Raw genomic sequence first — 26,042 nt, forward strand, 5'->3', positions numbered from 1 at the left:
TACCGGCGCGACACCTGTTTCGTGTCTCGATAAGGCGGGTAACCGTTGCCTGGTGGGAGCCACGAAGATTCGTGGCATCTCAATAAGATCAGTTTAAGCAACCGTCGATGGCTGCTGAATAAGACCAGTCTTAAATGAAGAATGGCCTTTTCAGGCGAATTTGAACAACCGGATTTGTATGGCCGTTATTCAATTTATTTGCCTCGGGCGCGTGAAAACCGGCGCCGTCTTTCCGGTGGCGTTGTGCGTGAGTTAGTGACTTCGAAGGGACGTTTGCGTTGCCAGCATGAAGCGGAGAACCGCCGGAACCCGCTGCCCTGGCGCGACCTTCTCCATGGCATTGTTACGCCGGGCTGTCCTGTCGACCAACACTTACTCCAGCTCCATGGCGCGCCCCTCGGGTTCCATGCAAGGGAGTGGCCACCGACGTGTTTTCAGCGGTGAACGCCAAAGATTGTTATACTTTTCGGCGTTTCCGGCATCCCAGCCGGATTGTTTCGCGCGTGTCCGCGCGCGCGGACGACATGCCCTGCGTCCGGCCATCTGGCCACGAACCGCGGGCGCCTCAGCGGAGATCGTCTTGGCCGTTTCCAACCTTGTCGTGGACGATACAGAAACCGACGCAGCAGCCGTGACTTCGGGCAGCTCGTTCTATCTCGCAATGCGCATCCTGCCGGCGGCGCAGCGCGACGCGATGTATCAGGTCTACGCTTTCTGTCGTGCGGTCGATGACATCGCCGACAGCGACATGCCGCGTGTCGAACGCGCCGCCGCGCTCGAGCGCTGGCGCGCCGACATCGACGCGTGCTACGCGGGCTCGCCGCGCGCTTCGTTGCGCGCGCTGACCCGGCACATTCACACCTTCAACCTGCAGCGCGACGATTTCCACGAGATGATCAACGGCATGGCGATGGACGCCGCCGAAGACATCTGCGCGCCCGACGAAGCCACGCTCGACCTGTACTGCGACCGCGTCGCGAGCGCGGCAGGCCGTCTGTCGGTGAGGATATTCGGGATGCAGGACGCGCCGGGTCGCGAGCTCGCGCATCATCTCGGCCGCGCGCTGCAACTCACCAACATCCTGCGCGACATCGACGAAGACGCCGGCATCCATCGCTGCTATCTGCCGCGCGAACTGCTGGCGCGCGAAGGCATCGCGTCCACCGATCCCGACACGATCGCCGACGATCCGTCGCTGCCGCGCGTCTGCGCCACGCTCGTCGCTCGCGCGCGGGCACACTTCGCGAAGTCCGACGAAATCATGGATGCGCAGGCGCGTCGCGAAGTCCGCGCGCCGCGCATCATGTCCGGTGTCTACCGGTGCCTGCTCGAGCGCGCCGTCGAGCGTGGGTTTGACATCCCGCGCACGAAAGTCAGCAAGCCGCGCGCGCGGCTCTTGTGGATCGTCGCCCGCTACGCACTGTTCTGATGGTCAAACTCGTCCATGTGATCGGCGCGGGCCTCGCCGGCCTGGCAGCCGCTGTGCAGCTGCAGCGCCGCGGCGCGCAGGTCGTGCTGCACGAGGCCGCCGCGCAGGCCGGTGGACGGTGCCGCTCGTATTACGCCCGCACGCTTGGCGCGACGATCGACACGGGCAACCATCTGATCTTCTCCGGCAATCAGGCAACGCTGGGTTACGCGCGCGCAATCGGCGCCGCGGACGAACTGGTTGGCCCCACGCAACCCGGGTTTCCGTTCATGGACCTCGCCGCCAGCGAGCGCTGGACCGTCAGGCTTTCGCCCGGTCCGTTGCCGCTGTGGGTGTTCGACGCGAACGCCCGCGTGCCGGGCACGAACTGGACCGATTATTTTTCGATGCTGTCGCTGCTGTTCGCGAAGCCCGGCCGCTCGATGGCGCAGACCATGCGCTGTAACGGCGTGCTGTGGGACCGGCTGCTGGGTCCGCTGTTTCACGCCGTGATGAACGGGGAACCGCGCGATGCCACCGCGCAGCTGGCGGGCGCCGTCGCGCGCGAGACGTTTGCCGCGGGCGCTCAGGCATGCCGCCTGCTCGTCGCGCGCAACGGGCTGGGCAGCGCGTTTGTCGATCCCGCGTTGCGTCTCCTGCAGCATGGCGGTGCGCAGATCAAGCTCGGCTCGCGGCTGAACGATCTGACGTTTTCCGAATCCGGACGCGTCGCGTCGCTGCATTTCGCCGACGAAAGCATCGCGCTCGGCGCGGACGAAGGCCTGGTGCTCGCCGTGCCGCCGAATGCCGCGCAGTCGATCGTGCCCGGCTTGCAGGCGCCGCAGCGCTTCAGCGCGATCGTCAACGTGCATTTCGCCGTCGAGCCGCCGTTCGGCCTGCCGCCGGTGATGGGCCTGATCGGCTCGACCGCCGAATGGCTGTTTGCGTTCGACGGCCGTCTGTCGGTGACGATCCACGGCGCCGACCGTCTGACAGGCACGCCACACGAAGAGCTCGCGAAGACAGTCTGGGCCGAGGTCGCGCACGCGGCCGGCTTGCCGGCTGAGCCGATGCCGGCATGTCAGGTCGTGATGGACGAACGCGCGACGTTCGCCGCCGTGCCTGACCAGGAAATGCTGCGCCCTGCCACGCGCACGCGCTGGAACAACCTCATGCTCGCGGGAGACTGGACGGCCACCGGCCTGCCCGCGACGATCGAAGGAGCGATCCGCTCCGGCCAGAAGGCCGCGGACCTGCTTCTGAATGAACCGATGGAACGCCGATGAACGATTTATCCCAGATCCCGCCGACGGATGGCGAGACGCCCGCCTCAATTCCTGTTTCGACTCCGGTTGACGCCGTCGATATCGTCGATACCGCCGTGCCGCACGACATGCTCGAAAGCGCCATCGCGCGCGCGACCGACGCGATCCTCGCCGACCAGCGCGCCGATGGCCACTGGGTCTACGAACTCGAAGCCGACGCGACGATTCCCGCCGAATACATCCTGCTCGTCCACTACCTGGGCGAAGAGGCGAATCCCACGCTGGAACAGAAGATCGGCCGCTATCTGCGCCGCATCCAGCTGGCGGACGGCGGCTGGCCGCTCTTCACCGACGGCGCGCTCGACGTCAGCGCGAGCGTGAAGGCGTACTTCGCGCTGAAAATGATCGGCGACCCGGAAGATGCGCCGCACATGCGCCGTGCCCGCGAGGCGATTCTCGCGCACGGCGGCTCGGAAGCGTCGAACGTGTTCACGCGCATCCTGCTCGCGCTCTTCGGCGTCGTGACGTGGTACGCGGTGCCGATGATGCCGGTCGAAATCACGCTGCTGCCGAAGTGGTTCCCGTTCCATCTGTCGAAGGTGTCGTACTGGGCGCGCACGGTGATCGTGCCGCTGCTGGTGCTCAACGCAAAGCGTCCGGTCGCGCGTAATCCGCGCGGCGTGCGCATCGACGAACTGTTCCGCGGCGCGCCCGTCACGACCGGCCTGTCGCCGCGTGCGCCGCATCAGCACAAGGGCTGGTTCAGCTTCTTTCGCGGCGTGGACGGCGTGTTGCGCGCCATCGACGGCCTGTTCCCGAGGACGCTGCGTCAGCGCGCGGTACAGGCGGCGGTGGCGTTCGTCGATGAACGTCTGAACGGCGAAGACGGCCTCGGCGCGATTTTTCCGGCGATGGCGAACGCCGTCATGATGTACGACGTGCTTGGCTATCCGGCCGATCATCCGAACCGCGCGATCGCGCGCCGCTCGATCGAAAAGCTGCTCGTCATCCACGAAGACGAGGCGTATTGCCAGCCGTGTCTGTCGCCGGTATGGGACACGTCGCTCGCGGCGCACGCGCTGCTCGAAACCGGCGATACGCGTGCCGAAGAAGCCGCGGTGCGCGGGCTCGAATGGTTGCGTCCGCTGCAGATTCTCGACGTGCGCGGCGACTGGATTTCCCGCCGCGCGGACGTGCGGCCGGGCGGCTGGGCGTTCCAGTACGCGAACCCGCACTATCCGGACGTCGACGATACGGCCGTGGTCGCGATGGCGATGCATCGCGCGGCTGCGCTGACGCAGTCGAACGTGGACAACACCGCGATCGCGCGCGCCCGCGAATGGGTTGTCGGCATGCAGAGCAGCGACGGCGGCTGGGGCGCGTTCGAGCCGGAAAACACGCAGTACTACCTGAACAACATTCCGTTCTCCGATCACGGCGCGCTGCTCGATCCGCCGACGGCGGACGTGTCGGGCCGGTGCCTGTCGATGCTCGCGCAACTTGGCGAAATGCCGTCGACGAGCGAGCCGTCGAAGCGCGCGTACGACTACATCCTGAAAGAGCAGGCGTCCGACGGCAGCTGGTACGGCCGCTGGGGCATGAACTACATCTACGGCACGTGGACGGCGCTGTGCGCGCTGAACGCCGCGGGCATCCAGCACGACGACGTGCGCATCGCGCGCGCGGTGCAGTGGCTCGTGAAGATCCAGAACGAAGACGGCGGCTGGGGCGAAGACGGCACCAGCTACAAGCTCGAATACCGCGGTTACGAGCAGGCGCCGAGCACGGCGTCGCAAACCGCGTGGGCGCTGATGGGCCTGATGGCGGCCGGCGCGATCGACCATCCGGCGGTTGCGCGCGGCATCGAATATCTGCAACGCGAACAGCGCGATCACGGCCTGTGGGACGAAACGCGCTTCACCGCGACGGGCTTCCCACGCGTGTTCTATCTGCGTTACCACGGCTATCGCAAGTTCTTCCCGCTGTGGGCGCTGGCGCGCTACCGCTCGCTCAGGCGCAGCGGCGGCACGCGCGTCACGGTCGGCATGTGATGGCGGTGGCGAAGGGCGTTCAGGCGCGAGGCGGCGCGTTGCCGGTGATCGTCGTGGCCGGCATGGCGTTCGAAGCGCGCATTGCGCGCGGTGAAGGCGTCGAGGTGGTGTATGCGGCGCGCGCCGATCTGCTCGAACGCGCGCTGAGCGCGGCGGTTGCGCGCGGATGCAGCGGCATCCTCAGTTTCGGCACGGCCGGCGGTCTCGCGCCGGACCTCGAACCGGGCATCGTGATCGTCGCGGATGCGGTCGAAGGGCCGTTTGGGCGCATCGAGACCGACGTCGACTGGTCGGGGCGGCTTGCGCTCGCGATCGGCGCGTCGCCGTTGAGTGCGCGGCTGCGCCGGGGTGTTCAGGCGGCGGTCGCCGCGCCGCTCGTCAGCGCGCAGGACAAGCTCGCGCTCAACCGCTCGACTGGCGCGCTCGCGGTCGATATGGAGTCGCACATCGCGGGCGCCATCGCCGCCGCGAACGGCGTGCCGTTCGCCGTATGCCGCGCGATTGTCGATCCGGCGTGGCGTACGCTGCCGTCGGCCGCCACCGCCGGCCTGCGCGACGACGGCCGGACATCGATCGCGCCAATCCTGCGCGAGCTGCTCCACCAGCCGTCGCAACTGGGCGCGCTGCTCCAGGTCGCGGCGGACGCCCGCGCGGCCCGGCAGTCGCTGGTGCGGGCGCGACACGCGCTCGGCACGGCCGGCGCGCTGCGCGCTGCCTGACCGTCCAGAGACCAGCACTTCGACGGCCGGTCCCTCCTCGACCGGTTGGCGCCCCTCTTGAAATACCAGGGAAAACCCTGATCTCTGTTACAATAATCAGTGTTAACCCTTATCTGGCCGCATGATCGAAGACCAGAACAGCAGAAGGACGGGATCCGCCATGAATTTCCACACCAGAAAATGGGTCAAGCCTGAAGACCTGAATCCAAACGGCACGCTTTTCGGCGGCAGCCTGCTGCGCTGGATCGACGAAGAAGCGGCCATTTACGCGATCTGCCAGCTGGACAACCAGCGCGTCGTCACCAAGTTCATGTCGGAGATCAACTTCGTCAGCTCGGCGCGCAAGGGCGACATCATCGAACTCGGCATGAAGGCGACGCATTTCGGCCGCACGTCGATCACGCTGCGCGCCGAGGTTCGCAACAAGATCACGCGAAAGAGCATCCTGACTGTGGAAAAGATGGTCTTCGTGAATCTCGACGAGAACGGCGAACCCGCGCCGCACGGTCGCACGCAGATTCGCTACGCCGATGAGGCGTTCGCCCGTTATCGCGAGAGTTCGCACCCGTCAGCGCCAGCGCCGGACCAGAATGCGGCAACCGGTGAAAACGTGCTCGAGCGCGTCGAAGCCGATACGATGCATTGAGTCCGAAGGAAGGCAGGGCGGCGTGACGTGAACGCCTGCAACACCCGATTCACGATTCATGGAAAAACAGCCCGACAGGTTTGCACCTGTCGGGCTGTTTTTCTTGCAGATCGCAAAACACGCAAAACGTGCGGCTTATTGCACAGTCGGCTTCGGCAGCGGTGAGACCTCGGGCGCCTTGTCACCTGCAGGCGGCGTCGGTGTCGAGTCCGATGCACCCGAAGCAGGCGTCTCACCCGGATCGGTGTAGTTCGGCACATCCGATGGCGCGCTGGGCTGCGTGTCGGAAGCCGGCGCCGGCGGCGTGGCCGAGCCTGCGGCGCCTTCGCCCGGATCGGTGTAATCAGGCACGCCCGCGGGCACGCCACCAGGCGCTGTGCCCGAAGCGCCCGAAGCCGGCGCGGCGCTGGAATCGTCCGGCTCGCCGTAATCCGGCAACGCGGTCGGCGACGTGCCCACGGCACCCGCTGCACGCAGCAGCGAAATGCGCTGCTGCGTGTACGCGTCGCGGACGAACGAATACTTGTCGAGCGCCGCCTGCGAAAGCAGGTCGGTCGCGCCGAGCAGGTCGGCGCGCTTGCTGACGAACTGCAACCCGTACAGCGGATTGCGCACCGCCGGTTCAGCGTAGTTCAGCGGATTGAAGCGGAAATCGACCGCGAATCCGACGCTGTCGCGAAACGAACTCGGCCCGAACAGCGGCAACACCAGATACGGACCCGACGGCACGCCCCAGCGTCCGAGCGTCAACCCGAAATCCTGATGGTGCTTCGGCAGGCCGGCTGGCGTCGCGAAGTCGAGCAGCCCGAAAATGCCGAACGTCGAGTTGAACGCGAAGCGCATGACGTCTTCGGTGGCGTCCGTGATGCGCAACTGCATCAGGTTGTTCGCGGCGTTGCCGAGATCGCCGAGATTCGAGAAGAAGTTGCTGATGGCCGTGCGCAGCGGGCTCGGCGTGACCTTTTCATAACCCTTCGCGATCGGTTGTGCGACGTACGTATCGAGTGAGTCGTTGAACTTGAAGACGGCCCGGTTCATCGGTTCCAGCGGATCGCCGGGTTTTCGGTCAGGGCCAGTCGCGCAGCCGCTGGCAACACACGCGACGACCAGCGCCAGCGCGGAGGTTTGCATCTTCATCCGTCAATCCCATGGTGTTTCTTCGTGGCGCGCCTGGGGCGCGGTTTTCCCATCAGTACCGGTTGGAATACCACAGCGCCGACAAGCGTGCAGAACAGCGACAGCGCCAGCAGCTTGCCCATGCTCGAGGTGCCCGGATGATGCGACAGCCAGAGGCTGCCGAATGCCGTGGCCGTGGTCGCGGCGCTGAAGATGACGGCGTGCGTCAGGCTCGATTGCAGGAGCCCGGTCTGGCCGTTACGCCAGGCCATCACGAAGTAGATCTTGAACGCCACGCCGACGCCCAGCATCAGCGGCAACGCGATGATGTTCGCGAAGTTGAGCGGCATGTTGAACACGACGCACAGTTCGAGCGTGACCACCGCCGAGACGAGCAGCGGAATCAGGGTGCGCAGCACGTCGCCGAAACGGCGCAGCGTGATCCAGAGCAGGATCGTGATCGACAGCACGGCCCAGCCGGCCGCCTGTATAAAGGCCTTGATGATCGTGTCGGCGGAATGCAGGATCGAGATCGGGCCGCCGATCGCGCCGGGTTCGGCCGCTTTCACCGCGTGCGCGAAGCTACGCAGCATCACGTCGTCGCCGGGGTCGGCGCCGGGCACCACCTTCGGCGAGATGTCGACGAGCGCGTGGCCGTCGGGCGAAACCCAGCTGTGCGCAATCTGCGCCGGCACGGTTTCGCGCGTGATCGGCGCGGGTTGCAGCAGCGCGTCCAGCTGGCCGAGCGCGATCTTCAGCGGCGCGGACATTGCCCGTTCGGCGCGATCGCGCGTGGCGGCATCGGCGGCGGCGAGCTTCGTCAGCGTGGCCGAAAGGTGTTGCGCTTCGGCGGCGCCCGGGCCTGGATGGTCCCCGGCGGCGAGCGCGAGCTGGCCGGCGGCGCGCTTGAGCGCGGCGACGCGGTTCGCGTCCGTCGAGGGCGGCGCGGGGGTTTGCGTGAGCGCCGGCAGCAGTTGCTGCGCCGCGCTCGCGATCAGCGCGAGCTTTTGCGGCTGGTCGGCGGGGATGAACGTGTTGAGCGTCGTCACGCGGCCGACTTCCGGCAGCGCCGACAGCTTCGCTGCCATCTGGTCGGCGACCGCGAGCGTTGGCGCGAGCACGTGGACGTTGTTGACCGACGCCTCCGGCGCATCCTGCAGCGACAGCAGCGTCGCCATCGATTCCGTGTGCGGATCCTTCAGGTGCAGCGGATTGAAGTCGAAGCGCAGATGCAGCAGCAACGGCAACGCGGCGACAATGACGATGAGCGTCGTGATCAGCACCGGCTTGCGGTTGCGGTCGAGAAAATCGTCGACCGGCGCGAGTTGCCGGAAGCCGGGCGCCACCGGCTCGCCCAGCGGCGCGAAGACTTTGAGGAGCGCCGGCAGCAGCGTCATGTTCGTGAAATACGCGACGAACATGCCGACGCCCGCGATTTTCCCCAGTTCCGACACGCCGCGATAGGCCGTCGGCAGGAACGAGAAGAAGCTTTCGGCGACGGCCACGGCCGCGAGCGTGAGCGGCACGCCGATGCTGTGCGCTGTGTTCAGCAGGGCGGCGGGCAGACGGTCGTCGAGGTAACGCTCCTCGCGATACTTCACGCCGAACTGCACGCCGAAATCGACCCCCAGCCCGACGAACAGCACCATGAACGCGACCGAGATCATGTTGAGCGCGTCGACCATCATCAGGCCGAGCGCGGCGGTGATCGCGAGGCCGACGAAGAGCGTGATGAAAACCGCCACGATCAGCCGTTTCGAGCGCAACGCGAGCCAGAGAATCACCAGCACGACGAGCAGGGTGCCGATGCCGTTCACCACGGCGCCGTCTTTCACCGATGCGAATTCCTCGTCCGCGAGCGGTTGTTCGCCGGTCAGGCGGACGGTCGCGCCGTACTGCGTATCCAGATGCAGCGACGCGGCGGTCGCGCGAATGTCCGCGGAGGCGCGCGCGCCGGGTTCGAGCGCGCCGAAATCGACGACCGGCTGCACGGTGACGAAGGCGCGCGCCGGTTCTCTGGCCGCGTCCTTGTCCACCAGCGCGCGCCACGAGAACACGGACGGCTGGCCGGCGAGCACGCCGTCGAGCACGGTTGCGCTTTGCGACAGCAGGTGGCTCATGTCGGCGAGCTTGATCTGGCCGATCTGCAGCGGCAGCAGCAGGCTCGTGGTCAGCACGCCGGCGAGGCCGGTCAGGCTCGGATCGTGCGCGAGCGAATTGATGAGCGGACGCGCCTGCGTGAGCTGCGTGGTGGTCGACTGAACCTGGCTCAGCGGCAGGAACAGCAGCCCGTTGTGCTCGAAGAACGGACCGGCCTCGGGCTGCGAAACCGCGACGAATTCCTTCGACTGCTTCTGCAGCGCGGCCGTGAGATCGCGGGCGGCGGCATCGGCGAATTCGGGCGCGCGGGCCTCGACGACGACGAGAACGGTCTGACCCCGGTCAGGAAAGGCCGCGTCCATCGCGTTTTCGAGGCCGGACCATTGCGCGTCGGTTTCGACCAGACGGCTGATGTCGGTGTTGATCTTGAAGTGATGCGCGACGTAGATGCCGCTTGCGACGGCGAGCAGGATCGACAGCGCGATGACCCACAGGGCATAGCGCACCGACCATGCAACGAGGCGGACGATGGATAACTTCAGCATACAGCTGGGAGAGCCCCTGTCATTAATGGCGTATTCGGCGAAAGGGCACAAGTATACAGACGCGGCGGCTTCGCGCGCGCGGAGGAAGGCAGGGCGGCGCGGTCAAAATCGGTATACTGGCCCTCAATGGTCCCCGCTGGCGGTTCAGCGGATCATTTTCCTTCCCGTTCTGAAGAGCGTATGAAACGTTATCTGTCTGCATTTTTCGCCGCCGCCCTGGTGTCCACGGCGGCCTTCGCGCAAAGCGCGCCCGATGCGGTCGTGAAAGCCGCGGTCGAAGGCACGGTCAACGCGATGAAGGCCGATCCGCAGGCGCGTGGTGGCGACATGGCCAGAATTACCCAGGTCGTCGAGACGCACTTCGTGCCTTCCACGAACTTCCAGCGCACGACCCGCATCGCGGTCGGCAAGGCGTGGACGACCGCGACGCCCGAGCAGCAGAAGCAGCTGTACGAGCAGTTCCAGAAACTGCTGGTGGGCACCTATGCGGCATCGCTGTCGCAGTTGCGCGACCAGGACGTCAAGTTCAGGTTTCTGCCATCCACGGCCACCGCGGGCGACAAGGACGCCGTCGTGCAGTCGCACGTCATCAGCAACGGCGGCGACGACGCGATCGGCTACCGGCTGGAAAAGACGGCCAGCGGCTGGAAGATTTACGACATCAACATGATGGGAGCCTGGCTGATCCAGGTGTACCAGACGCAGTTCTCGGATCAACTCGCGAAGGGTGGCGTCGACGGATTGATCAAGTTCATGATCGCGCACAACGCGCGGAGCGCGGGGTGAGCCCGGGGCCGTAGCCAGCGGCCATCCGGCCTCGCAAGTGTTCGCGGGATATTAAAAGAGCGCAACGGCATCAACCGTTGCGCTCTTTTCATTCCAGCTCAGGGAAGGCCCGGTGCGACGCTCAGGCTACCTTCGCAGCCTGCTCCACCTTCTTGCCCTTACCCGTACGCCCGATCTCTTCCAGCTTGATCTCGACGTGACGCGAGAACACGTATTCCGCCGGACGTTGCTTGTCCAGCGGAATATCCTTCGCGAACGCGCCAGTCGTTTTCGGGCCCGAAATCGCGACCTTCAGCGCCTTCAGCGGATGCGTGACCGTATCCATCACGGCCGTCGCCTCAAACCCGCAGTGGACCATGCAATCCGCGCACTTTTCGTAGTTGCCCGTACCGTAGTTTTCCCACTGCGTGGTGTCCATCAGTTCCTTGAAGGTCTTCACATACCCTTCGCCGACCAGATAGCACGGCTTTTGCCAGCCGAACACCGTGCGCGCCGGGTTGCCCCACGGCGTACATTCGTACGTCTGGTTGCCGGCCAGGAAGTCGAGGAACATGCTCGACTGGCTGAACGACCAGTTCTTGCCGTTGTTGCCACGCTTGAAGATTTCGCGGAACAGGTGCTTGGTCTTGTCGCGGTTCAGGAAGTGCTGCTGGTCCGGCGCGCGTTCGTACGCGTAGCCCGGCGACACCGTGATGCCGTCGACGCCCATCGGCCCGAGCGTGTCGAAGAACGCTGCAACGCGTTCCGGAACGGCGTCGTTGAACAGCGTGCAGTTGATGTTGACGCGGAAACCGCGGCGCTTCGCTTCCTTGATCGCGGCGACGGCCTTCTCGTACACGCCTTCCTGCGAAACGGAGTGGTCGTGCGCTTCCTTGTCGCCGTCGAGGTGAACCGACCAGACGAAGTACGGATTCGGCTCGTAGTCGTCCATCTTCTTTTCCATCAGCAGCGCGTTCGTACACAGGTACACGAACTTCTTGCGCGCCATGATGCCCTTCACGATCTGCGGCATTTCCTTGTGCAGCAGCGGCTCGCCGCCTGCAATGGAAACCACCGGCGCGCCGCATTCATCGACGGCGCCAAGACATTCTTCCAGCGAGAGCCGCTGGTTCAGGATGGGATCCGGATAGTCGATCTTGCCGCAGCCATTGCATGCCAGATTGCAGCGGAACAGCGGTTCCAGCATCAGTGCGAGCGGGTAGCGTTTGTTGCCCGAAAGGTGCTGGCGCATGATGTATGTGCCGACCCGGAATTTTTGCAGAAACGGAATAGACAAGGCGTCCTCCTTAAACTTCGCGTGCAGCGAGTGGTTGCGTCAGCTTTGACGGCAACTTGAATTCAACTTTCTCTTCACGGCCCGCCATCGTCGTGACTTCGACGGACCCCAATGCGCGCAGCGCATCGATCACGTTTTCAACCATTTCCTCCGGCGCCGACGCGCCCGCCGTGATGCCGACGGTCTGCGCATTCGCAAACCACTCCGGCCGCACTTCGGAACCATCGGCGACGAGGTAGCTCGGCACACCCGTTTCACTGCCGATTTCGCGCAGACGGTTCGAGTTCGAGCTGTTCGTCGCACCGACGACCAGCAGTACGTCGACCTGCGTGCTCAGTTCGCGCACCGCCGCCTGGCGGTTTTGCGTCGCGTAGCAGATGTCGCGCGTATCCGGGCCGACGATGTCGGTGAAACGGCGCAACAGCGCGTCGATGATGCCGCGTGTGTCGTCGACCGAAAGCGTGGTCTGCGTGACATACGCGAGCGGCGTGTCGAGCGGCAGGTCAAGCGTACCGACTTCGGCTTCGCTCTGCACAAGCAGCACCTTGCCGGGAATCTGGCCGATCGTCCCTTCGACTTCCGGATGCCCGGCGTGCCCGATCAAAATCAGCGTGCGGCCGGCACCCACGTATTGACGGCCCTGAACATGCACCTTCGTGACGAGCGGGCAGGTCGCGTCGAGCACGTCGAGGCCACGCTGTTCCGCGTCACGCTCGACGGTCCGGGCGACGCCGTGCGCGCTGAAAATCGCCACGGCGCCCTGGGGCACCTCGTCAAGCTCCTCGACGAAACGGGCACCTTTCCGGCGCAGGTTATCGACCACATGACGGTTGTGGACAATTTCGTGGCGCACATAAACGGGCGCCCCGTGTTGCTGCAAGGCGCGATCGACAATCTCGATCGCACGGACAACACCCGCACAAAAGCCGCGGGGTTGAGCAAGGATGACTCGCATAGGCTGGCGAACTCCGACTGACGCGGGTTTCGAAGAAGTCGGTAAAAATGACCTTATCGCCGCGACATCATATTAGATGGTGTATTTGGTCCGACTAGCGTCGGCACACCGAAAACCAAACGCGCATTCTAACGCTATCGGCCAGGATGCGCTTTCCAGGACATATCCGATACCACAAACGCTGCGGCAATAATGACTCGCTGCAGCGCGGGTGCGGAACCCTTAAACTATCGGGCCTTGCGGTACCCGCTGGTCACGGCTGCATTCGCTGGCCGGCTGACGGGCCGCTTCACTGTCCGGATCACCGGATGCATTTCAAGGCTTCGCAGGATGAAGGCCGACCGCCCTGGATATGTCCGCGTCTGCGTTCGCGTCGCACGCGGACTGGCGCCCCGGGCGCCGGGGTGGGCCGTTTCCGCGCGAGACCTGTCGGTTGAGGGCAACGCATGATCCTGGTTCTGTTCGCACTTTCGTGTCTCTCCCTGTTGATATGGGGTGTGTTGCTGCTCGCGCGCGGCGGTTTCTGGCGCACGCGTCCGGCGGCTCCGCTCGCCGCGCAGCCGCGCGGCGACGCAGGCTGGCCGGCCGTGGCCGCCGTCGTGCCGGCCCGCGACGAGGCCGACGTGATCGGCCGGGCGGTCGCTTCGCTGCTGGGTCAGGACTACGCGGGCGCGTTCCACGTGATCGTCGTCGATGACCACAGCACCGACGGCACCGCCGACGCCGCCCGTGCCGCCGCGCTCCAGCTGCAATCCGCCGACCGGCTAACCGTGCTGACCGCGAAGCCGCTTCCGGCGGGCTGGTCCGGCAAGGTCTGGGCGCAGTCGCAGGGCATCGAGGCCGTCAAGACGCTGGGCTTTCCCGCCGACTTCCTGCTTCTCACCGACGCCGACATTGGCCATCCGGCTGATGCCCTGACGCAGCTTGTCGTTCGCGCCGAAGAAGAAAAGCGCGATCTCGTCTCGCTGATGGTCCGTCTGCGCTGCGATTCCTTCTGGGAAAAGGCGCTGATTCCAGCGTTCGTGTTCTTTTTCGCGAAGCTGTACCCGTTCTCGTGGGTCAACAACCCGCGCAACAGGACGGCGGCGGCGGCCGGTGGCTGCATGCTGGTGCGCCGCACCGCGCTCGAGGAAGCCAGCGGCATCGAGTCGATCCGCGCCGAACTGATCGACGATTGCAGCCTCGCGGCGCGCATCAAGCATCGCGGCGAAGGGCGTCATCCGATCCGGCTGGACGTCGCGGCGCGCAGCGTTTCGTTGCGTCCGTACGACAGCTGGAAGGACATCTGGAACATGATCGCGCGCACGGCGTTCACGCAGCTGCGCTACAACGGCTGGCTGCTGGCCGGGACGCTCGCGGGCATGACGATCATCTACCTCGTTCCGCCGGTCGTCGCGCTCGTGCTCGGACCGCTCGGCTGGCCGGCGTGGCTTGCCTGGGCGCTGATGTGCTGCGCCTACGCGCCGATGCTCCGGTATTACGGTCGCTCGCCGCTATGGGCGCCGTTCCTGCCGCTCGTCGCGCTGTTCTATGTCGGCGCGACGTTCGCCTCGGCGGTGCGGTACTGGCGCGGCAAGGGCGGCCAGTGGAAGGCCCGGGTCCAGGCGCCGGCGCAGGAACGCTAGAACGGCAAACGGCGTGGGCGGCGCGCGATGCTCCGCCTCGTGCATCACAAGCCGCCGGCGCGAACCTCACCGTGCGGGCGTTAAAAAAACCATAGGGTTTTGCAGACGGGAAGCGCGTCGCGCGCAACACGTCAGACGCGCATCAACGCTGTGTCAGCAGCGCGTACATCTGGACGACCATCTCCGGCGAGAACGTGAACGGCACCCAGCCATGGCCGGTGTGGCGCAACACCAGCAGACGATCGCCGTTCGACTGCTTCTGCGCGGCCATCACCGGATTCTTCGTCGATACGAAACGCCAGCCTGTCGGCAGGCCGCCCGGCGGCTCGGGCATCATCGACGCGCGCGCGTTCGCCAGTTCCTCGATCAACTGACCGACCTGCTCGGGATGCAGCGAGACGGTCTGGCCGCCGATCGTCATCGTGATTTCGTTCTGCGCCGGACGGGCGATGCCGAGCGTCGGCTTTTCACCGACAACAGGGGTGGCCGGTTCAGCGGGCTCGGACGACGACGTAGCCGCGCCGACGGCGACTTCAGCGGCAGCCTCCGATGCAGTTTCTGCCGTGGCCGTGGCCTTCGGGGCGAGCGTGACCTGGATGAGCTGATTGAGCTGATCGACGCCCGTTTCAAGCGCGCCGATCTGTTCTTGAAGATTCATGCGAGACTTTCTCTGGTAAGACCGGCGATTTTAACCGCTGTGCGCGGCCTTGAACGGACGCCGGACGGCCGACGTTGTAACAAAGTGCGTGCGCGTGCCGTGCGACGACAGCGCTCACGCCTTCAGATAACCCGCCTCCCGGAACCATTGCAGCGCGTCGCCCAGGCCTTCGCGATACGGGCGCGCGCGATAGCCGAGTTCGCGTTCCGCCTTCGCCGACGTGAAGTACATCTTGTTCTTCGACATCTTCAACCCGTCGACCGTGACGAACGGCTCGCGCTTCGTGATCTTCGCGACTGCTTCCGCGCCAATGGCCAGCGGATACAGCGGCCAGCGCGGCAGCGCGATCGTCGGCGGCTTGCGGCCGGTGAGATTCGCGATGTCGGCGAGCATCTGCTGCAGCGGCAGGTTTTCGCCGCCCAGAATGTAGCGCTCGCCGATGTTGCCGCGTTCCAGCGCCAGAAAGTGCCCGGCGGCGACGTCGTCGACATGCACCAGATTCAGGCCGGTATCGACGAACGCCGGAATCTTGCCGCGCGCCGCTTCGACGATGATGCGCCCGGTCGGCGTCGGCTTGACGTCGCGCGGGCCGATCGGCGTCGACGGATTGACGATCACGGCGGGCAGCCCGTCGTGCGCGATCATGCGTTCCACCGCGCGCTCGGCCAGCACCTTGCTGCGCTTGTATACGCCGATCGCCTTTTCGGGCGTGAGCGGCGAGGTTTCATCGGCGGACTGGCCGGAACTCGTCACCTTCAGCGTGGCCACGCTGCTCGTGTACACGATCCGCTCGACGCCTTCGGCGAGCGCGGCGCGCATTGTCGCCTCGGTGCCCTCGAGATTCGAGCGCTCGATGTCGAGCGGGTCCGGCGCCCACAGACGGTAATCCGCGGCCACGTGAAAGAGGTAGCGCACGCCGCGCAGCGCGGCGCGCATCGACGCTTCGTCGCGCATGTCGCCCACGACGATTTCCGCGTCGAGCGCTTCGACGTTGCGTCGCGGACTCGTCGCGCGCACGAGCACGCGCACCGCAAAACCCTTTTGCTGCGCAATGCGCGCCACCGCCGATCCGACAAAGCCGGAGGCGCCGGTGACGAGCACCAGATCGCGATTCTGATCGGTCATCCGTTTCGGTTTCCCTGCAGGGCGCGCGGCATTTCGTTTACGTGGGCGTGCGAAAGCGGGCTGCGCCGGTTGAATGGTCGACGGATTGTACGTGGAGCGCGCGCAGCGGTCACCGGAGCGCGGCTGTCGCCGCGTTTCCGTCCAGCATCAATCCGGCGGGGCGACTAGAATGCCGGCTTGAAAAGATAGTCAGGAGAAGCCGGCATGGCTGCGCCAGATCTGGATTCACGAATCGAAACGTATTACGTGCGCGTGCGCGGCGTTGTGCAGGGCGTCGGCTTTCGTCACGCGACGGTGCGTCAGGCGCACGCGCTCGGCATCCGGGGCTGGGTCGCCAATCTCGACGACGGCTCGGTGGAAGCGATGCTGCAGGGCACGGCCAACCAGGTCGACCGGATGCTGTCGTGGCTGCGTCACGGACCGCCCTCCGCGCGCGTGACCGAAGTCAGCGGCGAAGAGCGGTCGACCGAAAAACGCTACGAGCGCTTCGAGCAGCACTAGCCGCGGGCGCGCAGCGCAACGCGCCCCGCGCTGGAATTAGCGCGCCACCAGCAGACTTTCCGCAAAACCCCAATCGCGTTCGATCCATTGATGCTGGCATGTGAAGCCCGCATCGCCGGCAATCGGCCCCACTTCGTCGGCGCGATATTTGTGGCTGCTTTCCGTCCAGATCGTCTCGCCTTCCTCCAGCGTCACCGTGAGCCGTGCGGCCGCGACATGCGCGGTCACACGCCGTTTCGCGCGCAGGTGCATCTCGATGCTGCGCACTTCCGGATTGAAACGCGCGACGTGTTCGAACGCATCGAGCGGGAAGTCGCCGTCCAGTTCGCGATTGATCCGCGCGAGCAGGTTCAGGTTGAACGCCGCGGTCACGCCGACCGGATCGTCGTAGGCGGCGACGAGCGTCGAAACCGGCTTGTCGAGGTCGGTGCCAAGCAGCAGCGCGTCGCCGGGTTGCAGCATCGTGCGGATGGCGCGCAGAAAGCGCGTCGCCGCGAGCCGTCCGAAATTGCCGATCGTGCTGCCAAGAAACAGCACCAGCAGTTGCTCGCCGTCCGCCCGCTTTTCGCTGACTTCCGCGAGCCCGGCCAGATAATCCTTCTCATAGCCGACGATCGAGATCCGTTCGATATCGCCCAGCTCGCGCCGGCACAATTGCAACGCGGTGCGCGAAATTTCAATCGGGCAGTAAGAAGTGGGGCGCTTTTTACACAGTGCTTCAAGAATCCGGCGCGTTTTGCGGCCACTGCCGCTGCCGAGTTCGGCGACGGTCACGTCCGGAGAAAGCTGCGCGACGATGTCGGTGGCGTAACGCGTCAGCAGGCGCTCTTCCGAGCGCGTGACGCCGTATTCGGGCAGTGCCGTGATCACTTCGAAGAGCGCGGAGCCCACTTCGTCATACAGGTATTTCGACGGCAATTCCTTTTGCGGCGTCCTCGTAAGGCCGGCGCGGATTTCGGCGGCAAATCCGGGTGTCACTTCGGGCAATAGCGCAGGCTGAGTCATGCAGTGTTCCTCGTCTGGATGGTGGCTGCTGGCCGTGCGGGTTGGCGCGCATCGGTGACACGCGCTGCGGAATGGCGGATCACGTGTCCGCGCTGACGATGGTAAAGACGTGCGTTGAAGCAAGAATCGCGCTTGTCGCACGCGCAAAGCGGTTCGACGCGAAAGGTTATCCTGAAACGGGAACCGCTGCTGATGGGTGAAGTTACGTTCTAGTCCATCGGGAGCCGATGCGCACGGAATAAATGCAGCGATCGGGGCAACGCGTCTGCGTCTAGAATGCGGGCTTCCTTTTACGCGGCGGTGACAGTCGCTTTTTTCCGATGCGCCGCCCGTTTCCACGAATCCCTGTGATGAAAATGAAAGACACCACGCTTGAGCGCGGCACGCCACGTGTTGTGCCGCTTGCCCGGCAAGTTCAGCACGTGCCGCACGTGCTGCAGGGCTCGCATGCCGCGGTATTGCTGCCGGCGGATCGATGAACCAATACGAGCCGGGACGCGGCATCGCGTTATCCGTGGGCGCCTCGGCGCTGTTCGCGTTGCTTTCGGCCTATGCAAAGCTGCTCGCGCCGCTCACGGGCCTCGATATCTTCGCGTGGCGAATTATCTGGACCGTTCCCGGCGCGCTGCTGCTGATCGCGCTGCGGGGAAGGCTGCCGGCGTTGCGCGAACTCGCGCTGCGCGCGGTCAGTCAGCCACGCATCGGGCTCGCGCTGGTGGTGAGCGCCGCGCTGCTCGGCGTGCAGTTGTGGGTTTTCCTGTGGGCGCCGCTGCACGGCCGCATGCTCGAGGTCTCGCTCGGCTATTTCCTGCTGCCGCTGATCATGGTGCTCGTCGGGCGTTTTTACTATCACGAGCGTCTGGACGGGCTGCAATGGCTGGCTGTGGCATGCGCGGCGCTCGGTGTCGCGCATGAACTGTGGATGACGCGCGCATTTTCATGGCCGACGTTGCTCGTCGCACTCGGCTATCCGCCGTACTTCGTGTTGCGCCGCAAAATCAACGCCGATTCGCTGACTGCGTTTGCGCTCGAAGTGTCGCTGCTTTTTCCGGTCGCGATTGCGTTTGTCGTGACAGGCGGGTCGCTCGCATTGCTCGCGGGACGCTACGACATGTGGTTTCTGCTACTGCCCGGACTCGGCGCGTTGAGCACCGTTGCGCTCGCGTCGTATCTGAAGGCGAGCCGGCTATTGCCGATGGCGCTCTTCGGCATTCTTGGCTACGTCGAACCGGTGCTGCTCGTGATCGTGTCGGTGACGCTGCTGCGCGAGACGATTTCGGCCGCGCAACTGGCCACCTACGGGCCGATCTGGATCGCCGTCGCGCTGACCGCGCTGCACGGCGTGCGCCTCGTGCGCTTCGCGCCGCGCTAGCGTCGTTGCGGCGTGGCTGGCGCCGCGGGATTGATGCGCGTCGCGCCGACCTGTGCCTCGATCGCCTCGCGTAACGCCGGCCGCCATCCGAAGGCGAACAGCGCTTCGGCGAGCACGAAGAGCGGGCCGATGGCGAGTCCGATCAGATCGTCGACGAACGCCGGCTTGCGATGCTCATACGCAACGTGGCCGACGAACTGGAACACCCAGCCGACCACGAAGAGGCCCACCCCGGAAACGAGCCACGTCAGCGTGGATTGCGCGGCGAGCCACTGGCCAGCGACGACGCACAGCGCAAGCGCCGCGCTCATCACGATGCCGAGCGGCACGTCGAGCACGAGGTAGTAAAGCGCCATGACGACAACCAGCACGCACGCAGGGGACAGCGGGAACGGCAACGCGGCGACGGCGAACGCCGGCCGGCCCAGCAGCACGGCAACGGCAAGCACGATCATCGGAATACCGACGAAGTGCGTGGCGATGTTGCGGCGGTCGCGATGATACGCCGCGTACTGGGTCAACTGTTCGGTGAGTGTTCTCATGAGTAACGTCCCCGGATCGAATTTTTCGTGATCGCCCGCAAAGTCGTTTCAACCCTCCGGGCAGCCGACAATTTCGCACGGAAGCCGGTCAATGCGTTCGAGTCTTTCCTCGACTGGCAGCGCATCGACGTCCCGCATCTGTCATCGAACGGCAGAATGTTTCACGCCATCGAAAGGGTGTCGCAGAAAGGGTCGCGAAGACGTTGCTATACCGATATACTTTTGCGCTCTTTCGAACGGCACTTTCTGATCAGAACTCTCGCATGCGTGTACGTATTCTCGCCGTCGCTGCTTTAGCGTTTTCAATGTCCATCGCCCACGCGGATTCCTCGCTGTCCACGTGGGGCAAACAGCTTTTCTCGCGAGCGGAGCCTGCCGTGCCCTTTGCGTCGGGTGCATCGTACCGGGTGTGTTTCGTGCCGAACGGCGCAAGCTGCCAGGATCTTCTCGTCGACGAAATCAACAGCACGCGGCGCACGCTGCTGATCCAGGCTTACTCGTTCACGAGCGCGCCGATCGCCGCGGCTGTCAAGCGCGCCAAAGACCGCGGCGTGGACGTTCGCGTCATTCTCGACAAGAGCCAGGTTTCGCAGCGCTATTCGAGCGCGACGTTTCTGCGCAATGCGGGCATTCCGGTTGTGATCGACACGAAACCGGCGATCGCGCACAACAAGGTCATGGTGTTCGACAACGCGAGCGTTTTCACCGGCTCGTTCAACTTCACGAAATCGGCTCAGGAACGCAATGCGGAAAACGGGTTTCTCGTGCGCGGCGACGACAGGATCGTGAGAGCGTACGTCGACAACTGGAACGAGCGGTTCAGGGTCTCCACGCCGTACTGACCGTCCGGACGGCGTTTCAGATACCGCGCCGGATGGAGCGCGCGCGGCCAGACCTGGCACGCTGGCGCGCGCCTGACGCGTCGGTGGAACGATGCGCCGCGCGCATCGGCATCACACCCGCACCGCGTCGCCGGCATCAGCTGTCGAACACGCCGTGTTCGGCATGCACGGGCTGGCGGTCGACGGCCTGCAGCCGCCAGTAGCCGCGCATCGGCACATGTTCCGACGCGGACGACCATGCCGCCGAACCCTGCGCCGCGCTCACGCGCAGCTTGCGATCGACATGCAGGCCGCGCAACGTGCAAAGCGGCGCATCGTCGCGCGGTGCGCAGAGCATGGTCACACCATCGACGTCACGCACTTCTCCCCACGCGGGGAAGTCGATGCCCTGATGTGCTTCTCTGGACCATCGATGCTGCTCGGTGTCGAGCCAGAGCACGGCGTAATCGTGATTCACGCTGGGATCCGACCCGTTGATCAAAATCGTGAGGCGCATTGGGGACTCCGGACGAAAGCTACGCTGGATGCATTCAGTCTAGGTCGGAGCAATGTATTAGCAAGACGTTCCCGCGAATTGCATCGGGCACCTGTTCCGCAATACCCGCGCGCGCCCATGCACCATGACAGCGGCAAGGCCGCGGGCGTCGGCTGTGGCGAAAAATGCCCTCCGGGAAGAGGCAAAAAGCGTGAAAACCGCCGCATTCGACTATCGGTTGCATTGAAAAACACAATTGGGGAAGGGGTCGCGCAACTCCTACATTTAAAGAGGCACATCCGGCGCGCGGCGTCGGCACGTGTGCTCGAAGCGCGTAAAGCGACGCATCGATGTCCAGCGCGCACCCACAATGCAGGCATGGATGGAGGCATCAGATGTCACAGCTCAAGGGCTCCAGAACAGAAGAAAATCTGAAGGCCGCGTTCGCTGGCGAATCGCAGGCGAATCGTCGTTATCTATATTTCGCAGCCAAGGCCGACGTCGAGGGGCAGAACGACGTCGCCGCGCTGTTCCGTTCGACCGCCGAAGGCGAGACCGGGCACGCACACGGTCACCTCGAATATCTCGAAGCCACCGGCGATCCGGCGACGGGCTTGCCGTTCGGGCCTTCGCGTCTGAACCTGCAGGCTGCGATCGCCGGCGAAACGCACGAATACACCGATATGTATCCGGGCATGGCCAAGGCGGCGCGCGAAGAAGGCTTCGATGAAATCGCGAACTGGTTCGAAACGCTCGCGAAGGCGGAGCGCAGTCACGCGAATCGCTATACGAAGGCACTCGACGCGCTGGTCGACTGACAGGCCGCTCGCCGGTCTGAATCGACGCCACTGAAGCAGGCACACCCGCGCGTGCGCAATGCGTGCGCACCCCTGTCACGTGCCGCGCGCGCCGCGCGGCACGGTGCTGCTTCGTCCGATCGCATTGCTTTCGCAAGAGGAGCCCGACGCCATGTCCCACAAAGAAGGCAGCCTGGAGGCGCCCACACGACATCCGCTCGACTGGCTTTCGGACACGTTTTACGATCAGGCATCGCTCGACAAGGAACTGACGCGTGTGTTCGACATCTGCGCGGGCTGTCGGCGCTGCGTTTCCTTGTGCGGCGCGTTTCCCACGCTCTTCGATCTCGTCGACGAAACCGGCAGCGGCGAAGCGCACGACGTCGACACGCGCGCGTTCGGCAAGGTCGTCGACCAGTGTTATCTGTGCGACCTCTGCTACATGACGAAATGCCCGTATGTGCCGCCGCATCCGTGGAACGTCGATTTTCCGCATCTGATGCTGCGCGCCAAGGCGGTCGATTACCGGCGCGGCGACGTACCGTTACGCGACAAATTCCTTTCGAATACCGATGCGCTCGGCCATCTGGCCGGCATTCCCGTTGTCACGCAGACGGTGAACGCGGTGAACCACACGTCGGCGGCGCGCGGCGTGATGGAAAAGGCGCTGGGCGTCGACAAAGACGCGTGGCTGCCCGATTTCGCGGCGCGCAAGTTTCGCGGCGCGGCCCGCAAGTCGCCTCAAAAGCCCGTTCAGGATGGCGAGCGCACGCCCGGCAAGGTCGCGATTTACGCGACCTGTTACGTGAATTTCAACGAACCGGGCATCGGTCACGATCTGCTTGCCGTGCTCGCGCACAACGATATTCCTTACGAGCTGGTTAAAAGCGAGGCGTGCTGCGGCATGCCGCTGCTCGAACAGGGCAACCTGCAGGGCGTCGCGAACAAGAAAGAGAAGAACATGCCCGTGCTCGAGAAATACGCGCGCGAGGGCTACGCGATCATCGGCGCGATTCCGAGCTGCGTGCTGATGTACAAGCACGAACTGCCGCTGATGTTTCCCGACGACGAGGCGGTGCGTGCCGTCAGCGAAGCGTTCTGGGATCCGTTCGAGTACTTCGTGGCGCGGCATCGCGACGGCCTGCTGAAAACCGACTTCAAGACCGCGCTGGGCAAGGTGTCGTATCACGTGCCCTGTCACGCGCGCGTGCAGAATATCGGACGCAAGACGTTCGAGACGTTGTCGCTCGTGCCCGAAACGAAGGTCACCGTGATTGAGCGCTGTTCGGGTCACGCGGGCACGTTCGGCGTAAAGAAGGAGTTCCACGCGATGGCGATGAAGATCGGCACGCCGGTCTTCAAGGCGATGGCGCAACCCGAGCCGGATTACATCTCGTCGGACTGCCAGCTCGCGGGGCACCACATCGAACAGGGCATCGACGAAAACGGTCTGCCGCGTGCCGAACTTGCACATCCGCTGACGCTGCTGCGCAAGGCGTACGGCATCTGACACCGACAAAGTGAGGCACGTCATGAGCATCGCCCGGAATTCGCTGCTGTCGCTGGAAACGTACGCAAAGTCGCGCAAGGCGATGCGCGCGCAGGTCATCGAACACAAGAAAGCGCGCACCGTACCGCTCGGCAATCACGTGACGTTCCTGTTCGAGGACGAAACGACGATCCGCTATCAGATCCAGGAAATGCTCCACATCGAGAAAATTTTCGACGAGGAGGGCATCCAGGCCGAACTCGACGCCTATCTGCCGCTCGTGCCCGACGGCAGCAATCTGAAGGCGACGATGCAGATCGAGTATGAAAACGAAATCGAGCGACACGCGGCGCTCGCGCGGCTGATTGGTATCGAGGATCGCGTGTTCGTGCAGGTCGACGGCGAGGCACCGGTGTACGCCATCGCCGACGAAGACCTGGAGCGCGACAACGCCGATAAAACCTCGGCGGTGCATTTCGTGCGCTTCGAACTGACGTCTTCGATGAAGGCGCGCCTGCGCGACGGCGCGGCGCTCAGCATCGGCAGCGATCACCCGAACTACCCGGTGCCACTGTATGCGATCGAGCCGGGCGTTCGTGCTTCGCTGGTCAGGGATCTGAAGTAGCGCCTGGGCAAACCGGAGGCGTTGAGCGCGAGCGGCGCGCAGGCTGGACGGCATCAGGAGGCACATCGGAACCACGATGCGCCCCGCGAACGTCAGGCCGTTCGCTTCGCGGCGGGCTTTCCGGCGAAAAGCCGGCGCGTCATGTCGAACGCCACCAGGTTGCCGGCCACCACCAGCACCAGTCCGACCACCGCCAGCGCCGACCATCGGTAGCCTTCGAACACCGTCGACAGCCCGAGCGCGACGATCGGAAACAGCACGGTGCAATACGCGGCCCGTTCCGGCCCGATGCGCCCGACGAGCGTCAGATAGGCGGTGAAGCCGATAACCGAACCCGGGATCGCGAGATAGACGAGCGCGCCGAGATAGCGCGGCCCCGGTTCCAGCGCGAACGGCAGGCCGGCGGCGAGGCTGCCGAGCGTCAGCACGCTCGCGCCGATCAGCATCGCCCAGCCGTTCGTGACGAGCGGATGCAGACCCATGCCCTGCATCCGGCTCGACAGCAGATTGCCCGCCGAGAAGCACATCGTGCCGAGAAAGGCGATACCGAGCCCGCGCCACATGGCGACGTCGCCCGCGTGCAGCTCCATCTGCTGCTCGAACAGGCACGCGATGCCGGCAAGCCCCAGCAGCGCACCGACGATCGCCGCCGGCTGGAGCGTGCGTCCCATGAAGAGGCGGCCGTTGATCGAGTTCAGCAGCGGCGCCGTCGAAAACACCACGGCGACGAGGCCACTCGGCACCACCTGTTCCGCGTAGTAGAAGCACAGGAAGTTGACGCAAAAGAGCGCGAGGCCCTGCGCCGCCAGAAAGCGCCACGCCGCGCGCGGCGGCCACATCGGGCGACGCATCACGCGCACGATCGCGAACAGCACGAGCGCGGCGAGCCAGAAACGCAGCGCGATCGAGACGGGCGGCGGCGTGACGCCCAGTTGCCATTTGATGGCGATCCACGTGGTGCCCCAGATCAGCACGGTCACGGCATAAAGAAGCGGATTCATAGGCAGTATGGGCGGCAATAGCCAGACATTCAGGAGCCCGACTATGCACGCGCGGGCGTCGCGCGACTTGTCCAGGATTGCGCACTTTTCCGGCTCGCGCCAGCGGGGGCGGGGCGTTGCCCATATACTTCATGCATCCCGCCCATCGCGACGCCCCAGCCGTGAATACGAATCCGCCCGTTCCCGTGATCGACCCTGCCGAAACGCCGTTCGGGCTGCACTCGGTGTGTCGCACGCTGGGCGAATCGAACGCGACGCTGGAGAAGTTCGCGTGGCTCGGCGACCAGCTGGCCGTCGCGATCTGGCGGCGCTATACCGACGAAGCCGAGACGATCTATGACCGGCCGGGTCATCACACGCTGTCGTGCTATCTGAACGGCGGCTACCGGACGGAGCGCCAGAAGGTGCCAGGCCTGTTCGGCGCGCCAAGCCGGCTATGCGCGCTGCCGGGCGATCACGAGTCGCGCTGGTGGGTGCGTGGGCACATGCACTTCATGCACCTGTATTTCCTGCCCGAGCATTTCACGCGCCGCGCCGTGCAGGAACTCGATCGCGAGCCGCGCGAACTCAAGCTCGCCGACCGCACGTATTTCGAGCATGCCGAAATCGCGCAGCGCTGCCAGACGCTCGCCAACGAACTGTGGGACGACGCCGACGGACGTCTGCGCGCCAACGAAGCCGCCCACGACGTGCTGAGCCTGCTGCTGAAGGCGCAATCCGTGCAGCGGACGGACGTCGCGCATAAGGGCGGGTTGTCGGTGGCGACGCGCCGCCGGTTGCGCGACTACATCGCGGCGAACCTGACGGCGTCGCTCACGCTGGGCGATCTGGCCGAAGTCGCGTGCCTGTCGGAATTCCATCTGGCCCGGATGTTCCGCACGTCGTTTGGCCTGCCGCCGCATGCGTGGATCGCGCAACAGCGGCTCGACCGCGCGCGCGAACTGCTGCGCACGACCGCTTTGCCGCTCGACCAGGTCGCGCTGCAAAGCGGCTACGCGAATCCGAGCCACCTGAGCCATCGTTTTCGCGCGGCGCTGGGCGCAACGCCCACGGCGTATCGCCGGACGATGCGGTCGGCCTGAACCGGTTCACACGCCCGTCCGCGGTGCAACACAAAA

At 65.0% G+C, this 26,042-nt stretch carries 25 protein-coding genes; 15 read left to right on the forward strand and 10 right to left on the reverse strand.

The window, feature by feature from the left end:
- Positions 1 to 580: 580 nt before the first annotated feature.
- From hpnD to BLV45_RS18815, 5 genes are all read left to right on the forward strand, one after another.
- Positions 581 to 1,429, forward strand: a complete 849-nt coding sequence (gene hpnD / locus BLV45_RS18795) for a presqualene diphosphate synthase HpnD (protein WP_090535474.1) — start codon at positions 581 to 583, stop codon at positions 1,427 to 1,429.
- Positions 1,429 to 2,694, forward strand: a complete 1,266-nt coding sequence (gene hpnE / locus BLV45_RS18800; RefSeq protein ID WP_090535475.1) for a hydroxysqualene dehydroxylase HpnE — start codon at positions 1,429 to 1,431, stop codon at positions 2,692 to 2,694. The genes hpnD and hpnE overlap by 1 nt, the downstream gene beginning before the upstream one ends.
- Positions 2,691 to 4,724, forward strand: coding sequence for a squalene--hopene cyclase (gene shc, locus BLV45_RS18805; protein WP_090535476.1), 2,034 nt, complete (start codon positions 2,691 to 2,693; stop codon positions 4,722 to 4,724). The genes hpnE and shc overlap by 4 nt, the downstream gene beginning before the upstream one ends.
- Positions 4,724 to 5,443, forward strand: coding sequence for a phosphorylase (locus BLV45_RS18810; RefSeq protein ID WP_090535477.1), 720 nt, complete (start codon positions 4,724 to 4,726; stop codon positions 5,441 to 5,443). The genes shc and BLV45_RS18810 overlap by 1 nt, the downstream gene beginning before the upstream one ends.
- A gap of 160 nt (positions 5,444 to 5,603) precedes the next feature.
- Complete coding sequence (locus BLV45_RS18815; protein WP_090535478.1) at positions 5,604 to 6,089, forward strand: acyl-CoA thioesterase; 486 nt, start codon at positions 5,604 to 5,606, stop codon at positions 6,087 to 6,089.
- 135 nt (positions 6,090 to 6,224) lie between these two features.
- Here the strand turns inward: BLV45_RS18815 and BLV45_RS18820 are convergent, their stop codons facing one another.
- Both BLV45_RS18820 and hpnN read right to left on the reverse strand, forming a co-directional pair.
- The gene (locus BLV45_RS18820; protein ID WP_090535479.1) at positions 6,225 to 7,226 is read right to left on the reverse strand and encodes an MlaA family lipoprotein; all 1,002 of its coding nucleotides are present in this window, start codon (positions 7,224 to 7,226) and stop codon (positions 6,225 to 6,227) included.
- Entirely contained in the window at positions 7,223 to 9,850 is a 2,628-nt protein-coding gene (gene hpnN, locus BLV45_RS18825) for a hopanoid transporter HpnN (protein WP_090535480.1), read from the reverse strand. The genes BLV45_RS18820 and hpnN overlap by 4 nt, the downstream gene beginning before the upstream one ends.
- A 180-nt stretch (positions 9,851 to 10,030) precedes the next feature.
- Here hpnN and BLV45_RS18830 point away from each other — a divergent pair, with 180 nt between their 5' ends.
- Complete coding sequence (locus BLV45_RS18830) at positions 10,031 to 10,636, forward strand: MlaC/ttg2D family ABC transporter substrate-binding protein (protein ID WP_090535481.1); 606 nt, start codon at positions 10,031 to 10,033, stop codon at positions 10,634 to 10,636.
- Positions 10,637 to 10,757: 121 nt separating this feature from the next.
- On the opposite strand, the gene hpnH is transcribed toward BLV45_RS18830, so the two are convergent.
- Together hpnH and ispH are read right to left on the reverse strand one after the other, a co-directional pair.
- A complete protein-coding gene (hpnH, locus tag BLV45_RS18835) occupies positions 10,758 to 11,912 on the reverse strand; it encodes an adenosyl-hopene transferase HpnH (protein ID WP_090535482.1) in 1,155 nt (384 codons plus the stop codon).
- Between the two features lie 10 nt (positions 11,913 to 11,922).
- Positions 11,923 to 12,867, reverse strand: a complete 945-nt coding sequence (ispH, locus tag BLV45_RS18840) for a 4-hydroxy-3-methylbut-2-enyl diphosphate reductase (RefSeq protein ID WP_090535483.1) — start codon at positions 12,865 to 12,867, stop codon at positions 11,923 to 11,925.
- A 446-nt stretch (positions 12,868 to 13,313) separates the two neighbouring features.
- Here ispH and BLV45_RS18845 point away from each other — a divergent pair, with 446 nt between their 5' ends.
- A complete protein-coding gene (locus BLV45_RS18845; protein ID WP_090535484.1) occupies positions 13,314 to 14,492 on the forward strand; it encodes a glycosyltransferase in 1,179 nt (392 codons plus the stop codon).
- Between the two features lie 142 nt (positions 14,493 to 14,634).
- Here BLV45_RS18845 and BLV45_RS18850 read toward each other — a convergent pair whose 3' ends face one another.
- On the reverse strand, positions 14,635 to 15,150 hold the full coding sequence (locus tag BLV45_RS18850; protein ID WP_090535485.1) for a hypothetical protein: 516 nt from the start codon (positions 15,148 to 15,150) through the stop codon (positions 14,635 to 14,637).
- Positions 15,151 to 15,264: 114 nt separating this feature from the next.
- Positions 15,265 to 16,275: a hopanoid-associated sugar epimerase gene (gene hpnA / locus BLV45_RS18855; protein ID WP_090535486.1), complete on the reverse strand. Its 1,011-nt coding sequence runs from the start codon at positions 16,273 to 16,275 to the stop codon at positions 15,265 to 15,267.
- 204 nt (positions 16,276 to 16,479) lie between these two features.
- Here hpnA and BLV45_RS18860 point away from each other — a divergent pair, with 204 nt between their 5' ends.
- Complete coding sequence (locus BLV45_RS18860; protein ID WP_090535487.1) at positions 16,480 to 16,776, forward strand: acylphosphatase; 297 nt, start codon at positions 16,480 to 16,482, stop codon at positions 16,774 to 16,776.
- Positions 16,777 to 16,812: 36 nt separating this feature from the next.
- On the opposite strand, the gene egtD is transcribed toward BLV45_RS18860, so the two are convergent.
- Positions 16,813 to 17,781, reverse strand: coding sequence for an L-histidine N(alpha)-methyltransferase (egtD, locus tag BLV45_RS18865; protein ID WP_090535488.1), 969 nt, complete (start codon positions 17,779 to 17,781; stop codon positions 16,813 to 16,815).
- A 350-nt stretch (positions 17,782 to 18,131) separates the two neighbouring features.
- On the opposite strand from egtD, the gene BLV45_RS28115 reads away from it, so the two are divergent.
- Together BLV45_RS28115 and rarD are read left to right on the forward strand one after the other, a co-directional pair.
- Complete coding sequence (locus tag BLV45_RS28115) at positions 18,132 to 18,260, forward strand: hypothetical protein (RefSeq protein ID WP_281246322.1); 129 nt, start codon at positions 18,132 to 18,134, stop codon at positions 18,258 to 18,260.
- On the forward strand, positions 18,257 to 19,153 hold the full coding sequence (gene rarD / locus BLV45_RS18870; RefSeq protein WP_090535489.1) for an EamA family transporter RarD: 897 nt from the start codon (positions 18,257 to 18,259) through the stop codon (positions 19,151 to 19,153). Before BLV45_RS28115 ends, rarD begins: the two co-directional genes overlap by 4 nt.
- Here the strand turns inward: rarD and BLV45_RS18875 are convergent.
- Positions 19,150 to 19,695, reverse strand: a complete 546-nt coding sequence (locus tag BLV45_RS18875; protein WP_090535490.1) for an Mpo1 family 2-hydroxy fatty acid dioxygenase — start codon at positions 19,693 to 19,695, stop codon at positions 19,150 to 19,152. The genes rarD and BLV45_RS18875 overlap by 4 nt on opposite strands.
- A 305-nt stretch (positions 19,696 to 20,000) precedes the next feature.
- Here BLV45_RS18875 and BLV45_RS18880 point away from each other — a divergent pair, with 305 nt between their 5' ends.
- Entirely contained in the window at positions 20,001 to 20,537 is a 537-nt protein-coding gene (locus BLV45_RS18880; protein WP_245753384.1) for a phospholipase D family nuclease, read from the forward strand.
- A gap of 136 nt (positions 20,538 to 20,673) precedes the next feature.
- On the opposite strand, the gene BLV45_RS18885 is transcribed toward BLV45_RS18880, so the two are convergent.
- Positions 20,674 to 21,033: a DUF3564 domain-containing protein gene (locus tag BLV45_RS18885; RefSeq protein WP_090535492.1), complete on the reverse strand. Its 360-nt coding sequence runs from the start codon at positions 21,031 to 21,033 to the stop codon at positions 20,674 to 20,676.
- A 374-nt stretch (positions 21,034 to 21,407) separates the two neighbouring features.
- Between BLV45_RS18885 and BLV45_RS18890 the strand changes: the two genes are divergently transcribed.
- From BLV45_RS18890 to BLV45_RS18900, 3 genes are all read left to right on the forward strand, one after another.
- Positions 21,408 to 21,830, forward strand: a complete 423-nt coding sequence (locus BLV45_RS18890; protein ID WP_090535493.1) for a rubrerythrin family protein — start codon at positions 21,408 to 21,410, stop codon at positions 21,828 to 21,830.
- 151 nt (positions 21,831 to 21,981) lie between these two features.
- Positions 21,982 to 23,319 (forward strand): heterodisulfide reductase-related iron-sulfur binding cluster, encoded by a 1,338-nt coding sequence (locus BLV45_RS18895; RefSeq protein WP_090535686.1) that lies wholly within the window; start codon positions 21,982 to 21,984, stop codon positions 23,317 to 23,319.
- Positions 23,320 to 23,341: 22 nt separating this feature from the next.
- On the forward strand, positions 23,342 to 23,923 hold the full coding sequence (locus tag BLV45_RS18900) for a DUF3501 family protein (RefSeq protein WP_090535494.1): 582 nt from the start codon (positions 23,342 to 23,344) through the stop codon (positions 23,921 to 23,923).
- Between the two features lie 92 nt (positions 23,924 to 24,015).
- Here the strand turns inward: BLV45_RS18900 and BLV45_RS18905 are convergent, their stop codons facing one another.
- Positions 24,016 to 24,924, reverse strand: a complete 909-nt coding sequence (locus BLV45_RS18905) for a DMT family transporter (protein WP_090535495.1) — start codon at positions 24,922 to 24,924, stop codon at positions 24,016 to 24,018.
- Positions 24,925 to 25,085: 161 nt separating this feature from the next.
- On the opposite strand from BLV45_RS18905, the gene BLV45_RS18910 reads away from it, so the two are divergent.
- On the forward strand, positions 25,086 to 26,006 hold the full coding sequence (locus BLV45_RS18910; protein ID WP_245753385.1) for a helix-turn-helix domain-containing protein: 921 nt from the start codon (positions 25,086 to 25,088) through the stop codon (positions 26,004 to 26,006).
- Positions 26,007 to 26,042: the final 36 nt, after the last annotated feature.

Source organism: Paraburkholderia sartisoli (assembly GCF_900107685.1).
Taxonomy (GTDB): domain Bacteria; phylum Pseudomonadota; class Gammaproteobacteria; order Burkholderiales; family Burkholderiaceae; genus Paraburkholderia; species Paraburkholderia sartisoli.

Bases quoted from the DNA above. Each gene is read 5' to 3' on its own strand.
- BLV45_RS18875 (WP_090535490.1), bottom strand. From the start codon at position 19,695: ATGAGAACACTCACCGAACAGTTGACCCAGTACGCGGCGTATCATCGC.
- BLV45_RS18880 (WP_245753384.1), top strand. From the start codon at position 20,001: ATGTCCATCGCCCACGCGGATTCCTCGCTGTCCACGTGGGGCAAACAG.
- BLV45_RS18900 (WP_090535494.1), top strand. From the start codon at position 23,342: ATGAGCATCGCCCGGAATTCGCTGCTGTCGCTGGAAACGTACGCAAAG.
- BLV45_RS18850 (WP_090535485.1), bottom strand. From the start codon at position 15,150: ATGAATCTTCAAGAACAGATCGGCGCGCTTGAAACGGGCGTCGATCAG.
- rarD (WP_090535489.1), top strand. From the start codon at position 18,257: ATGAACCAATACGAGCCGGGACGCGGCATCGCGTTATCCGTGGGCGCC.
- BLV45_RS18815 (WP_090535478.1), top strand. From the start codon at position 5,604: ATGAATTTCCACACCAGAAAATGGGTCAAGCCTGAAGACCTGAATCCA.
- BLV45_RS18820 (WP_090535479.1), bottom strand. From the start codon at position 7,226: ATGAAGATGCAAACCTCCGCGCTGGCGCTGGTCGTCGCGTGTGTTGCC.
- BLV45_RS18830 (WP_090535481.1), top strand. From the start codon at position 10,031: ATGAAACGTTATCTGTCTGCATTTTTCGCCGCCGCCCTGGTGTCCACG.
- BLV45_RS18845 (WP_090535484.1), top strand. From the start codon at position 13,314: ATGATCCTGGTTCTGTTCGCACTTTCGTGTCTCTCCCTGTTGATATGG.
- hpnN (WP_090535480.1), bottom strand. From the start codon at position 9,850: ATGCTGAAGTTATCCATCGTCCGCCTCGTTGCATGGTCGGTGCGCTAT.
- BLV45_RS18905 (WP_090535495.1), bottom strand. From the start codon at position 24,924: ATGAATCCGCTTCTTTATGCCGTGACCGTGCTGATCTGGGGCACCACG.
- BLV45_RS18895 (WP_090535686.1), top strand. From the start codon at position 21,982: ATGTCCCACAAAGAAGGCAGCCTGGAGGCGCCCACACGACATCCGCTC.
- shc (WP_090535476.1), top strand. From the start codon at position 2,691: ATGAACGATTTATCCCAGATCCCGCCGACGGATGGCGAGACGCCCGCC.
- ispH (WP_090535483.1), bottom strand. From the start codon at position 12,867: ATGCGAGTCATCCTTGCTCAACCCCGCGGCTTTTGTGCGGGTGTTGTC.
- BLV45_RS18890 (WP_090535493.1), top strand. From the start codon at position 21,408: ATGTCACAGCTCAAGGGCTCCAGAACAGAAGAAAATCTGAAGGCCGCG.
- BLV45_RS18885 (WP_090535492.1), bottom strand. From the start codon at position 21,033: ATGCGCCTCACGATTTTGATCAACGGGTCGGATCCCAGCGTGAATCAC.
- egtD (WP_090535488.1), bottom strand. From the start codon at position 17,781: ATGACTCAGCCTGCGCTATTGCCCGAAGTGACACCCGGATTTGCCGCC.
- hpnE (WP_090535475.1), top strand. From the start codon at position 1,429: ATGGTCAAACTCGTCCATGTGATCGGCGCGGGCCTCGCCGGCCTGGCA.
- BLV45_RS18810 (WP_090535477.1), top strand. From the start codon at position 4,724: ATGGCGGTGGCGAAGGGCGTTCAGGCGCGAGGCGGCGCGTTGCCGGTG.
- hpnA (WP_090535486.1), bottom strand. From the start codon at position 16,275: ATGACCGATCAGAATCGCGATCTGGTGCTCGTCACCGGCGCCTCCGGC.
- BLV45_RS18860 (WP_090535487.1), top strand. From the start codon at position 16,480: ATGGCTGCGCCAGATCTGGATTCACGAATCGAAACGTATTACGTGCGC.
- BLV45_RS28115 (WP_281246322.1), top strand. From the start codon at position 18,132: ATGAAAATGAAAGACACCACGCTTGAGCGCGGCACGCCACGTGTTGTG.